Genomic DNA, 11,516 nt, shown 5'->3' with positions numbered 1-11,516 from the left:
ATTATTGACACTATATTACAAAATAATTCATTTACTAATAAACGTTTTCATATTTAAAAATACTTAACTATTAGTTTTTGTCTTTTATATATTAATTGCATAATTCATTATAGTCAAGATATATTTTGATCATTTTTGAATTTTATTTATAATTTAATTAAATCTATAGAAATCACCTTTTGTATTTTTTACAAAAAAAAGATCAGGATTATAATCCTAATCTTTTTTATTTCTATCTAACTATTCTGGCAAGGATCTATGTCCTATACCAATAACAACTTCATCTAAATGCAGAAGCCCTATACTTAAAAATATGCATACAGAAATATGTTCACCTTTTCTTGCAATACCAACTTTACCACCTACATTTTGTCCATTGGCTCTAGTACTTATTTGCATTAGAGCATCCCTAGTAGCACCTATTACAGCACCTTCATGAAGATGTTCTTCTCGAATAAGTCCATTTCTCTTTGATGCAACCAATGCTCTTTCTAATATTTTATGAATTGACTCATTTATATTTCCACCTATATTTACAGCTGTAACCTTTGCAGACAACTTTGCATACTCATTCTTAAGGAATTCTTCTTCTTCTCTACTACTAATAGCCATTCTTGTTGCAATTTTTGCAACTTGAGTACTAGTCTCACCACTCATTTATTTATCTCCATTCGTAAAATAAAATTTTAGCGACAAACTGAAAAAACTATACATTCTTCTAATGTTAATAGAATGTTCATTTCATCATTAATACTTATATCAATTAGATCAGCCTTTACTTCCTCTATATACCTATCTAGAACTATTCCTATTGAAAAAAGCAATTTCAGCTCTTTATTTAAAAAGAACTTAAAAGTTTTTTTCTCATTTACCATATCATAAACATCTTTAATTTCTTTAGAAAAGTTCTCCGAATCATCTATTAACATAGCCGCTAATCCTAATAAAGGATAAGCATCAAATGGTAAAAAAGACATTTCACTTTTTATGTTACACACTATTTCAAATGCTTTTTCTACCTTCTTTTCAATTTCTTTATCTTCTAAAATAAGAGAAAATGTAAGACTTTTTATCATATCTTCATTACAATTTCCTGCTTGTCTTATATTTTCTGATACTAAATTAAACTCGTTTTTAATAACATCAATTGGTTTACTAGTTGTTGCTAACAATGCATATCCAATATAATCATCGCCATTTAACGCATTCTTAACTTCTAATAATCTCTGTAATTTACTATCTAATTCTTCATCACAAAATCTATTTGCTAACATAAATGAAGAAAACAAAGTAATTTCTTCTTCTAAAAATCCTTTAGAAATTAAATGCTTATAAACTTCAAGAGTATCTCCATATACTTTTTTGTATTCCTTATTTTCATTTATCAAAATTGAGAATATATTTTTAAACTTCTTGGTAAAATTAATTTCTCTTGAAGTTACTAAATCTAAATATCTTCTAACTTCCTTCACTTTTTTTAAATCAATTTCTTTATCTGTTCTACCATACAAAAGTGCTTCAACTATATTTAATCTTCTCCCATACCATCTTAAAACTTTTTTTACCTCTCTATAATTCTCAGAAAGTAAATCAACCTTACTTCTCAGCTCAATATCCATATCATCATCCTTTTTTATATGTTATTCTCTTCTTATATAATACCATAAAAATAATTTATCTTGGATATTTTTTATTAAAGAAAATCTTGTATTTTTTAAAACTTCCTAATCATTTTCTAAACTCTGGACAACTTTCCTTTAATCTTTCATTTTATGTATTTAGAAGGCAAAAACCTTTCAAATTTAAGTTATGCTCTTAAATTTGAAAGGTTAATTTCTAGGAATTAAAATTTCCCATATGTCTAAATTTCTTGTATCTTTCTGATACAATTTCATCTATTGATGATTTGCTCAAATATTTTAATTCTTCTACTATAACACTTTTTAGTATCTCAACCATTTTTATAGGATTCTTATGAGCTCCGCCTCTTGGCTCAGATATAACTTTATCAATTATGTTATATTGCTTTAAGTTCTCTGCAGTTATTTTCATAACTTCAGCAGCTTCCTTAGCTTTACTTCCATCTTTCCACAGTATAGAAGCAAACCCTTCTGGTGAAAGTATTGAATATATAGAGTTTTCAAGCATTAAGACTCTATCAGCAACACCTAATGCAAGTGCACCACCACTTCCTCCTTCTCCCATTAAAACTGATATTATTGGAGTTTTAAGCCTACTCATTTCAAGCAAATTTCTTGCAATTGCTTCACCCTGCCCTCTTTCTTCAGCATCAACTCCACAGAAAGCTCCTGGAGTATCGATAAAACAGATTACTGGTCTCTTAAATTTTTCTGCATTTTTCATAAGTCTTAAAGCTTTTCTATACCCTTCCGGCTTTGGCATACCAAAATTTCTCTGTATATTTTCTTTAGTATTAGCTCCCTTTGATATAGATATAACTGTAACAGGTCTACCTTCAATAGTAGCTATTCCACCTATTACTGCTCCATCATCTCCAAACAATCTATCTCCATGCAATTCTAAAAAATTATTAAATATATTTTCTATATAAAATGCTCCAGTAGGTCTTTCTTTATGTCTAGCAATATTTACCTTATCCCAAGCTGTTGCTTTTATAATATCTCTACCCATAATTCTTCACCTCATGTATAGACAAAATATTATAAATTTCTTTTCTTAAGTTTCTTCTATCTATAATAGTATCTATAAATCCTTTTTTTAATAAAAATTCAGCCTTTTGGAAATCATCAGGTAAAACTTCCTTTATTGTATCTTCAATTACTCTTCTTCCTGCAAATCCGACTAAAGCATTAGGTTCACTAATTATAATATCGCCTTCCATAGCAAAACTAGCAGTGACACCTCCAGTTGTTGGATCAGTCAAAACAGTGATATACAATAGTCCTGCATCATCATGTTTTGCAATAGCTGCACTTACCTTTGCCATTTGCATAAGTGAAATAATTCCTTCTTGCATTCTTGCTCCACCTGAAGTAGTAAATATAATTAATGGCAATCTGTTTTCAGTTGCATATTCAACTATAGATGTAATTCTTTCACCAACTACAGATCCCATGCTTCCCATCATAAAAAAGCTATCCATAACTGCTGTAGCTACTTCAATTCCATTTACCTTAGCAATTCCTGTAACTACCGCCTCACTACTATCAGTACTCTTTTTTCCTTTAACAACTTTTTCTTCATATCCTTTAAACTTCAATGGATTTGATGTTTTTATCTCTTCTCCATAAGCTCTAAATGAACCTTTATCAAAGAACAACTCAATCCTCGTGCTAGCTTTTATTCTAAGATGATTTTTACAACTAGTGCAAACATAATAATTACTGATTAAATCTTCTTTATAGATAATACTTCCGCACTTATCACATTTTGCCCATAGCCCAGAAGGAATATTGGGTTTATCTTCGCTATCTCTACTAATGTTCTTTACAGTAGCATACTGACTCTTTTTAAATAAATCCTTAAGCATTTCCAATCACCATCTTTTCTCCGATAAAAGAAGTATCATATTCTCCTTTTAAAAATTCTTCTTGTTCTAAAAGCGAATATTGAAAATCAATATTTGTTTTTACTCCACCAACACCGAATTCACCTAGAGCTCTTTTCATCTTTATAATAGCTTCATCCCTATCTTGGCCAAATGCTATAAGCTTAGCAATCATAGAATCATAACAATGTGGTATTTTATATCCACAATATGCAGCTGAATCCAATCTTATTCCCATACCACCAGGAACATATAATTCTTCTATTTTTCCTGGACATGGCATAAAATTTTTACTTGGATCTTCAGCATTTATTCTACATTCAATTGCATGTCCTCTAAGCTTAATGTCTTCTTGTGCTAATTCAAGTGGAAGTCCAGCTGCTATTTTCAACTGTTCCTTTACTATATCAACACGAGTAATCATTTCTGTAATAGGATGCTCAACTTGAATTCTTGTATTCATTTCCATAAAATAATAATTACAATGTTTATCTACTAAAAATTCAATGGTTCCTGCATTCTTATAATTAGCTGCTTTTGCAGCTCTTTTAGCTATTTCACCCATTTCATTTCTTAATTCTTCAGATAGAAATGTTGATGGTGCTTCTTCTAATACTTTTTGATTTTTTCTTTGAAGGGAACATTCTCTTTCTCCTAAATGAATTACATTCCCATGTTCATCTGCTAAAACTTGAAACTCAATATGCCTTGGTTTTTCAACAAACTTTTCAATATAAAGAGTATCATCACCAAAACATGCTTTTGCCTCTGCTTTTGCTGTATTAAAGCCTTTTCTAAACTCTTCTTCATTAAAGGCAATTCTGATTCCCTTTCCACCACCGCCAGCTGATGCTTTTATCATTACAGGATATCCAATTTCTTTTGCAATGCTAACACCATGGTCTTCATTATCGATTACACCTTCAAATCCTGGAACAACAGGAACTCCAGCTTCTTTCATAAGTCTTCTTGCTGCAGCCTTATTTCCCATAAGTTCGATTGAAGTGTAATCCGGTCCTATAAATGTGATATTACACTCTTGACACATCTTAGCAAACTTTGAGTTTTCTGATAAGAAACCAAAACCTGGATGTATAGCCTCAGCACCTGTTAAAACACAAGCACTAATTATATTTGCTTCATTTAAATAACTATCTTTAGCTGCTGCAGGTCCAATACATACTGCTTCATCTGCAAGTTGAGTATGAAGAGCTTCTTTATCAATATCAGAATAAACAGCTACTGTTAAAATTCCCATTTCTCTACAAGCTCTAATTATTCTAACGGCTATTTCTCCTCTATTGGCAATAAGTATTTTCTTAAACATTTTATCCACCTATCCTATTGCAAACATTATCTCTGCTTCACAGGCTATCTTGCCTTCAACAGTAGCTATACCTTTTCCAATTCCAATAGGGCCTCTCAACTTTATTATTTCGCAACTTAATTCTAATTTATCTCCTGGCACAACTTGCTTTCTCCATCTAACTTTATCTGCTCCAGCAAATAAAGGAATCTTTCCTTTATATTGATCCATTTGCAATATAGCTATGCCTCCAACTTGAGCTAATGCTTCTAATACAAGTACTCCTGGCATTATTGGCTCACCTGGAAAATGTCCTTGGAAAAAAGGTTCATTCATAGTAACATTTTTATATCCCTTAACGCTTTTTCCTTCAATAACTTCTGTAACTCTATCAACTAATAGAAATGGATATCTATGAGGCAATATTTCTTGTATTTCTTTTATACCCATCATAATTAATCCTCCTTAACCATGAAGATAGGTTGACCGTATTCTACCATTTCTCCATCTTTCACTAAGACTTTTTTAATAGTACCTTTAACTTCAGCTTCAATCTCGTTCATTAGTTTCATAGCTTCAATTATACATAATGTATCTCCTACATTAATGTTATCGCCAACCTTTGCAAAAGCATCACTATCTGGTGATGAAGCACTATAGTACGTTCCCACCATAGGAGATTTAATTACAGTTAACTCCTCATCATTTTCAATTGTTTCTTCTGAGACCTTTAGCGAAGTATCAGGTTTAAGTTCCTTTTCAACATTTGTTTCTTTATTTGTTTCTTTTGATTTAACAACTAAATTTTCATCTGTAACTGTCTTTTTTTCTACACTATTACCTCTACTAAAAGATTTATCCATTTTTATTTCAATATTTTCTGTCTTTATTTCAAATAGTGCTATATCTGATGAATTAATTGTATCTATTAACTCTTTAACTTCTTTAAAATTCATTTTATTACCTCCTACTACTTTTCCCACTTTTTGAAAAGTAATGTAGCATTATGTCCTCCAAATCCTAACGAATTAGATAAAACATATTTTAATTCTTGCTTTCTACCAATATTTGGTACATAATCTAAATCTAATCCTTCATCTACATTCTTTAATCCTATAGTTGCTGGAACAAAACCATCCATAAGAGATTTTACACAAACAACTGCTTCAATAGCTCCAGCTCCACCTAATAAATGTCCTGTCATAGATTTAGTTGAAGAAACTGGTACTTTATAAGCATGTTCACCTAATGCTTTCTTTATTGCAATTGTTTCATATTTATCATTTAATGGCGTAGATGTTCCATGTGCATTAATATATGATACTTCTTCTTTAGCTATTCCTGCTTCAGCAATAGCATCTAACATAGCATCAGCTGCACCTTCACCTTCTGGATCTGGACTTGTTATATGATAAGCGTCACAAGTACTTCCATACCCAACTATCTCTGCAAGTATTGTAGCACCTCTCTTTACTGCTGATTCCTCAGTTTCAAGTACAAGGACAGCTCCACCTTCACCCATTACAAATCCATTTCTATCTTTATCGAATGGAATTGATGCTCTAATTGGATCTTCAGTTGGACTTAAAGCTTTCATGCTATAGAATCCACCAAGACCTATAGGTGTGATAGAAGCTTCACTTCCTCCTGCTATCATAACATCTGCATATCCGTTTTTAATTAATCTAAAAGCTTCACCTATATTATTATTCCCAGTAGCGCAAGCTGTAACCATAGAAGTACATGGTCCCTTTGCTCCATATCTTATTGCTATATTTCCTGCTACTAAATTTACTATAGCCATTGTTATAAAAAATGGAGAAACTCTCTTATTAGTGCTATTTTCATGCTTTCTTATATCTGCGTCTATAGTCATAAGACCACCTATACCAGAACCTACATAAACTCCAAATCTCTTTTTATCTACTTTTTCTAAATCTAATCCTGAATTCTTTATAGCTTCATCTGCTGCTACTAATGCAAATTGAGTAAATCTATCAAGTCTTCTAGCTTCCTTTTTTCCTATAAGTTCTTCTGGACTAAAATCTTTTACTTCCCCTGCTATTTTTACATCAAGATTTTCGCTGTCTAAATTTTTAATATAGTCTATTCCAAGTTTACCTTCTTTTACACTGTTCCAATAAGTTTCTACATTATTTCCTATTGGTGTTACAGCTCCCATTCCTGTGATTACAACTTTTCTACTCATAATATCCTCCTACATAACCATTCCGCCGTCTACATTAATAACTTGCCCTGTTACATAACTAGCGCCATCACTTGTAAGGAAAGCAACAACCTCTGCTACATCTTCTGGTTTACCTAATCTCTTTAGTGGAATTTCTTTCTTAGCTTCTTCTTTAAATTTGTCGCCTAAAACTTCAGTCATATCTGTTTCTATAAATCCTGGTGCAACAGCATTTACTGTTATCCCTCTTGCTCCAATTTCTTTTGCAAGTGATTTAGTCATTCCTATAACCCCTGCTTTAGAAGCTGCATAATTTACTTGCCCTGCATTACCAACTAATCCAACCACAGAAGACATATTTATTATTCTTCCACTTCTTTGCTTAACCATAACTGGAGTTATAACTTTTAGGCAATTAAATACTCCCTTTAGATTAACATCAATTACTGAATCAAAATCATCTTTACTCATTCTTAAGATTAAAGTATCTTTAGTTATCCCTGCATTATTTATCATTATATCTATTTTTCCAAATTTCTCTTTTGCTTTGTTAATTAGGTTTTCGACATCCTCAATATTGCTGATATCACCCTTAACTCTTAATACTTCAACACCTAATTCCTTAATTTCATTTTCCACTTCTATAGCTTTTTCTTCACTACTTCTGTAATTAAGAACTATGTTTGCACCTAATGATGCAAGTTTTATAGCTATAGCTCTTCCTATTCCTTTGGCTCCACCTGTTACAATTGCACATTTTCCAGTTAACATAGAAAAACCTCCTAATCTATTTTATTAACATATCTAATGTATTATTTAATGATTGTAAATCTTCAACATTCAATACATTGGCACTCCTGTCAATTTTTTTCACAAAACCTCTTAAAGCTTTTCCTGGTCCAATTTCTACAAAAGTATCAACACCATCATTAATCATATTTCTGATAATTTTCTCAAAATAAACTGGTGACATTATATGGTTTTTTAATAATAACCTTATATCATCATCTTCTCTATATAATTCACCCTTAATATTTGAATATACCTTACCTTGTAGTTTATTTACATTAACACCTTCAATAGTTTCATAGAATTTATCACTTGCATCTTTCAATAATGAACTATGAAATGGTCCACTTACTTTAAGCTCTATTCCTTTTCCACCAAAATCTTTCGCTATTTCAACAGCTTTTTCTATCGCCTCATTCTCCCCTGCAATTACAACTTGCCCTGGACAATTATAGTTTGCTCCTTCGCATACTCCAAAAGTTTTAGCTTGACTTATTAGTTTTTCAACTTTTTCATCATCTAGTCTCATTATAGCTGCCATTTTCCCAAGTCCTTTTGGGAGGGCACACCCCATAATTCTTCCTCTTTCTTTTACAAGTAATAATCCATCTTCAAAACTCAATACACCATCATTTATTAATGATACATATTCTCCAAGAGAAAGTCCTGCAGAAGAATTACATTCTACTCCTCTATCTTTCAATGCTTTTAATATAGCCAGCTCTGTTAATACGATAGCCGGTTGAGCATTTTCAGTAAGCATTAGTTCTTCTTCTGGCCCATTAAATATTAAATCTTTAATAGGCATCTTTAGAATTTCTTCTCCTTTATCGAAAATCTCTTTGCACTCTGGAATATTGTCATATAACTCTTTAGCCATTCCAACATATTGTGCTCCCTGCCCTGCAAACAAAAAAGCTACTTTATTATTCATTTTGTCCTCCAAAATATCTTAATATTTCATTTGTTTCATTTATAATTTCTTCAATAATTTCTTTTGCACTTTGCTCTTCTTTTATAAGTCCTGATATTTGACCAGCCATAACTGATCCATTATCTACATCGCCCTCTACTGCAGCTTTTCTTAATGCTCCAGCTCCTAAAGCTTCTAGTTCTTCTGGCGTTACATCCTTCATCTCTAATTTTAAATACTGCTTTGACATTTTATTTTTTATAACTCTAACTGGATGTCCTGTAGATTTACCAGTCACATCTGTATCAATATCTTTTGCTTTAATAACTTTAGCTTTATAATTTTCATGAACTGTACATTCATTAGCTACTAAGAATCTTGTACCAATCTGTACCCCTTCAGCTCCAAGCATAAAACTTGCTGCCATTCCTCTTCCATCGCCAATTCCTCCTGCTGCTAAAACTGGTATTTCAACAGCATCAACCACTTGCGGCACTAAAGCCATTGTTGTTAATTGACCTATATGTCCACCTGATTCAGTTCCTTCAGCTATTATGGCATCAGCTCCAGCTTTCTCCATCCTCTTTGCTAGTGCAACAGAAGCAACTACTGGAACAACTTTAATTCCATGTTCTTTCCACATATCCATATATTTCGCTGGACTTCCTGCACCAGTTGTAACTACAGGTACTTTTTCTTCACATACTAATTTTGCCACATCATCAGCATTTGGCATCATTAACATTATATTTACTCCAAAAGGTTTGTCAGTAAGCTCTTTTGTTTTTCTTATTTCACTTCTAATCCATTCAATAGGTGCTGTTCCAGTTATTATACCAAGCCCTCCAGCTTCACTAACTGCTGCAGCCAAGGATGAATCTGCAATCCAAGCCATTCCTCCTTGAATTATTGGATATTGTATATTAAACAATTCACAAATCCTACTACTCTTCATTAAAATATCCTCCTAAATCCCTACTATATTAAACAATCTAATTTCAAATAAATAATAAATCGGGAAACTAACTTTTAACCCCCGATTTATTAAGTAAAATATTTTATTATGCCTTAACTTGTGCTTCTACGTAATTAACTGCGTCTCTAACACTTTTAATCTTTTCTGCATCTTCAAGTTGTATTCCATACTTCTCTTCTATTTCAATAACTACTTGGAATAAATCTAACGAATCTGCTCCTAAATCTTCAAAAGTAGTATCTAATAAAACTTCCTCCTTTGATACCTCTAATTGTTCACATATTACTTCTCTAATTTCTTCAAATATCATTTTAAAATCCTCCTAAAAAATCAAATAATTCCTAACTAAAAATTTATATTTATAATTCAATCAATGTTGAACCAAATGTTAAGCCACCACCGAAACCAACCATTATCAGTTTCTTTCCTTTTGTCAGCATTCCAGCTTCATACATCTCATTTAATGCAAGTGGAATAGTTGCCGACGAAGTATTTCCATACTTTTGTAAGTTTATATAAAATTTTTCTATACCCACTCCAAGCTTCTTAGCTGCATATTCTATTATTCTTATATTAGCTTGATGAGGTACTAAATAATCAATTTCATCTAAAGAAAGATTATTTACCTTTAGTAATTCTTTGATAGAATTAACCATTGCAGTTGAAGCAAACTTAAATACTTCTTTTCCATCCATTGCTACCTTTTTATTTTTAACTATAGGGTTTTCAACAAACGGATTAAGCACATCAAAAGATCCTGAACAAAGAGCATCGCCTTTTTCCCCCTCAGATAATGAATAAAAGCTTACAACCTTATTTTCATCTGATTCTTCTTTTGATAAAACTACTGCCCCTGCACCATCTCCAAATAATACACAAGTACTTCTGTCTTCCCAATCTAATATTTTCGAAAGCACTTCTGCCCCAATAACAATAGCTTTTTTAAACTTACTATTATTATTCATCATGGAAAAGGCAATTTCTAATCCATAAATAAACCCAGAGCATGCTGCACTAACATCAAAGGCCATAGCATTTTTAGCTCCTGTAGCTTTCTGGACCATACACGCAACAGATGGCGTAGCCATATCCGGAGTTATTGTTGCAACTACTATCAAATCAATCTCTTCTGCCAACACATCTGCTCTACTTAACGCTATTTGAGCCGCTTTTGTAGCTAACATAGATGTATCTTCTCCCTGAGAAATTCTTCTTTCCTCAATTCCAGTTCTAGTTACAATCCATTCATTGCTAGTATCTACGATTTTACTAAGATCTTCATTTGATACTACAAGGGGTGGCGCATACGCTCCATACCCTTTAATATTAATCACTTCCATTATTTCTCCTTACCAATACTTACTATTTTTCCTTTAAAGAATACATTTATCTTATCTAAGGATGAAATCAATATTTTTTCTTCTTCTTCATTTAATCCCTCGATAGTTTGACTAACCATATCGTTATGGAATTTTTCATGTAATCTATAAGCAAGTTTTCCTTTCTTTGTTAAACGAATTAGCACTACTCTTCTATCTTCTTCTATTCTTTTTCGTTCAACATAGCCCTTTTTAATTAACTTATTAATAGCTGTAGTTAAAGTTCCAACAGTTATTCTTAAATCTTGAGCAACTTCTGTCATAGTTCTTTCTTTATACATGCCTATTCCTTCAATTGTATGCATCTCTGTTATAGAAATATCTTGAAGTGGCCCATTTTTTAAAGTCTTTTCTTCAATTTCCAAAATATCATTAAAAAGCTGAACGAATAATTTGTTCATCACTCTATTTCCCACTTCCATTAAAATCCTCCACT

14 protein-coding genes are annotated in these 11,516 nt (G+C 31.8%); all 14 read right to left on the bottom strand.

The window, feature by feature from the left end; genetic code table 11:
• Positions 1-240: 240 nt before the first annotated feature.
• The 14 genes from H9661_RS04150 to H9661_RS04085 all read right to left on the bottom strand — a co-directional run bounded on the left by H9661_RS04150 (position 241) and on the right by H9661_RS04085 (position 11,502).
• Entirely contained in the window at positions 241-657 is a 417-nt protein-coding gene (locus H9661_RS04150) for a HutP family protein (protein WP_143315034.1), read from the bottom strand.
• A 29-nt stretch (positions 658-686) separates the two neighbouring features.
• On the bottom strand, positions 687-1,619 hold the full coding sequence (locus H9661_RS04145) for a DUF4003 family protein (RefSeq protein WP_191767774.1): 933 nt from the start codon (positions 1,617-1,619) through the stop codon (positions 687-689).
• A 217-nt stretch (positions 1,620-1,836) separates the two neighbouring features.
• Positions 1,837-2,652 carry an acetyl-CoA carboxylase carboxyltransferase subunit alpha gene (locus H9661_RS04140; protein ID WP_191767773.1) on the bottom strand — a complete coding sequence of 272 codons (816 nt, stop codon included), beginning with the start codon at positions 2,650-2,652 and terminating at the stop codon, positions 1,837-1,839.
• The gene (gene accD, locus H9661_RS04135; RefSeq protein WP_143315110.1) at positions 2,645-3,511 is read right to left on the bottom strand and encodes an acetyl-CoA carboxylase, carboxyltransferase subunit beta; all 867 of its coding nucleotides are present in this window, start codon (positions 3,509-3,511) and stop codon (positions 2,645-2,647) included. The genes H9661_RS04140 and accD overlap by 8 nt, the downstream gene beginning before the upstream one ends.
• A complete protein-coding gene (locus H9661_RS04130) occupies positions 3,504-4,856 on the bottom strand; it encodes an acetyl-CoA carboxylase biotin carboxylase subunit (RefSeq protein ID WP_143315031.1) in 1,353 nt (450 codons plus the stop codon). The genes accD and H9661_RS04130 overlap by 8 nt, the downstream gene beginning before the upstream one ends.
• A 9-nt stretch (positions 4,857-4,865) precedes the next feature.
• On the bottom strand, positions 4,866-5,288 hold the full coding sequence (gene fabZ / locus H9661_RS04125; protein WP_143315030.1) for a 3-hydroxyacyl-ACP dehydratase FabZ: 423 nt from the start codon (positions 5,286-5,288) through the stop codon (positions 4,866-4,868).
• A gap of 2 nt (positions 5,289-5,290) precedes the next feature.
• Positions 5,291-5,791, bottom strand: coding sequence for an acetyl-CoA carboxylase biotin carboxyl carrier protein (gene accB, locus H9661_RS04120; RefSeq protein ID WP_143315029.1), 501 nt, complete (start codon positions 5,789-5,791; stop codon positions 5,291-5,293).
• A 14-nt stretch (positions 5,792-5,805) separates the two neighbouring features.
• Entirely contained in the window at positions 5,806-7,044 is a 1,239-nt protein-coding gene (gene fabF, locus H9661_RS04115) for a beta-ketoacyl-ACP synthase II (protein ID WP_143315028.1), read from the bottom strand.
• A 9-nt stretch (positions 7,045-7,053) separates the two neighbouring features.
• The gene (gene fabG / locus H9661_RS04110; RefSeq protein ID WP_143315027.1) at positions 7,054-7,794 is read right to left on the bottom strand and encodes a 3-oxoacyl-[acyl-carrier-protein] reductase; all 741 of its coding nucleotides are present in this window, start codon (positions 7,792-7,794) and stop codon (positions 7,054-7,056) included.
• Between the two features lie 16 nt (positions 7,795-7,810).
• Positions 7,811-8,746, bottom strand: coding sequence for an ACP S-malonyltransferase (gene fabD, locus H9661_RS04105; RefSeq protein WP_143315026.1), 936 nt, complete (start codon positions 8,744-8,746; stop codon positions 7,811-7,813).
• Positions 8,739-9,680 (bottom strand): enoyl-[acyl-carrier-protein] reductase FabK, encoded by a 942-nt coding sequence (fabK, locus tag H9661_RS04100; protein WP_191767772.1) that lies wholly within the window; start codon positions 9,678-9,680, stop codon positions 8,739-8,741. The genes fabD and fabK overlap by 8 nt, the downstream gene beginning before the upstream one ends.
• A gap of 106 nt (positions 9,681-9,786) precedes the next feature.
• Positions 9,787-10,011 (bottom strand): acyl carrier protein, encoded by a 225-nt coding sequence (gene acpP, locus H9661_RS04095; RefSeq protein ID WP_143315024.1) that lies wholly within the window; start codon positions 10,009-10,011, stop codon positions 9,787-9,789.
• A 49-nt stretch (positions 10,012-10,060) separates the two neighbouring features.
• Positions 10,061-11,041, bottom strand: coding sequence for a beta-ketoacyl-ACP synthase III (locus H9661_RS04090; protein WP_143315023.1), 981 nt, complete (start codon positions 11,039-11,041; stop codon positions 10,061-10,063).
• On the bottom strand, positions 11,041-11,502 hold the full coding sequence (locus H9661_RS04085; protein ID WP_143315022.1) for a MarR family winged helix-turn-helix transcriptional regulator: 462 nt from the start codon (positions 11,500-11,502) through the stop codon (positions 11,041-11,043). Before H9661_RS04085 ends, H9661_RS04090 begins: the two co-directional genes overlap by 1 nt.
• Between the last annotated feature and the right edge of the window lie 14 nt (positions 11,503-11,516).

The organism is Clostridium cibarium, assembly GCF_014836335.1.
Classification (GTDB): domain Bacteria; phylum Bacillota; class Clostridia; order Clostridiales; family Clostridiaceae; genus Clostridium; species Clostridium cibarium.
This window is presented reverse-complemented; position numbering and strand designations above follow the sequence as displayed.

Bases quoted from the DNA above. Each gene is read 5' to 3' on its own strand.
- fabD (WP_143315026.1), bottom strand. From the start codon at position 8,746: ATGAATAATAAAGTAGCTTTTTTGTTTGCAGGGCAGGGAGCACAATAT.
- fabF (WP_143315028.1), bottom strand. From the start codon at position 7,044: ATGAGTAGAAAAGTTGTAATCACAGGAATGGGAGCTGTAACACCAATA.
- fabZ (WP_143315030.1), bottom strand. From the start codon at position 5,288: ATGATGGGTATAAAAGAAATACAAGAAATATTGCCTCATAGATATCCA.
- accB (WP_143315029.1), bottom strand. From the start codon at position 5,791: ATGAATTTTAAAGAAGTTAAAGAGTTAATAGATACAATTAATTCATCA.
- H9661_RS04130 (WP_143315031.1), bottom strand. From the start codon at position 4,856: ATGTTTAAGAAAATACTTATTGCCAATAGAGGAGAAATAGCCGTTAGA.
- H9661_RS04150 (WP_143315034.1), bottom strand. From the start codon at position 657: ATGAGTGGTGAGACTAGTACTCAAGTTGCAAAAATTGCAACAAGAATG.
- fabG (WP_143315027.1), bottom strand. From the start codon at position 7,794: ATGTTAACTGGAAAATGTGCAATTGTAACAGGTGGAGCCAAAGGAATA.
- H9661_RS04090 (WP_143315023.1), bottom strand. From the start codon at position 11,041: ATGGAAGTGATTAATATTAAAGGGTATGGAGCGTATGCGCCACCCCTT.
- fabK (WP_191767772.1), bottom strand. From the start codon at position 9,680: ATGAAGAGTAGTAGGATTTGTGAATTGTTTAATATACAATATCCAATA.
- H9661_RS04145 (WP_191767774.1), bottom strand. From the start codon at position 1,619: ATGGATATTGAGCTGAGAAGTAAGGTTGATTTACTTTCTGAGAATTAT.
- H9661_RS04140 (WP_191767773.1), bottom strand. From the start codon at position 2,652: ATGGGTAGAGATATTATAAAAGCAACAGCTTGGGATAAGGTAAATATT.
- acpP (WP_143315024.1), bottom strand. From the start codon at position 10,011: ATGATATTTGAAGAAATTAGAGAAGTAATATGTGAACAATTAGAGGTA.
- accD (WP_143315110.1), bottom strand. From the start codon at position 3,511: ATGCTTAAGGATTTATTTAAAAAGAGTCAGTATGCTACTGTAAAGAAC.
- H9661_RS04085 (WP_143315022.1), bottom strand. From the start codon at position 11,502: ATGGAAGTGGGAAATAGAGTGATGAACAAATTATTCGTTCAGCTTTTT.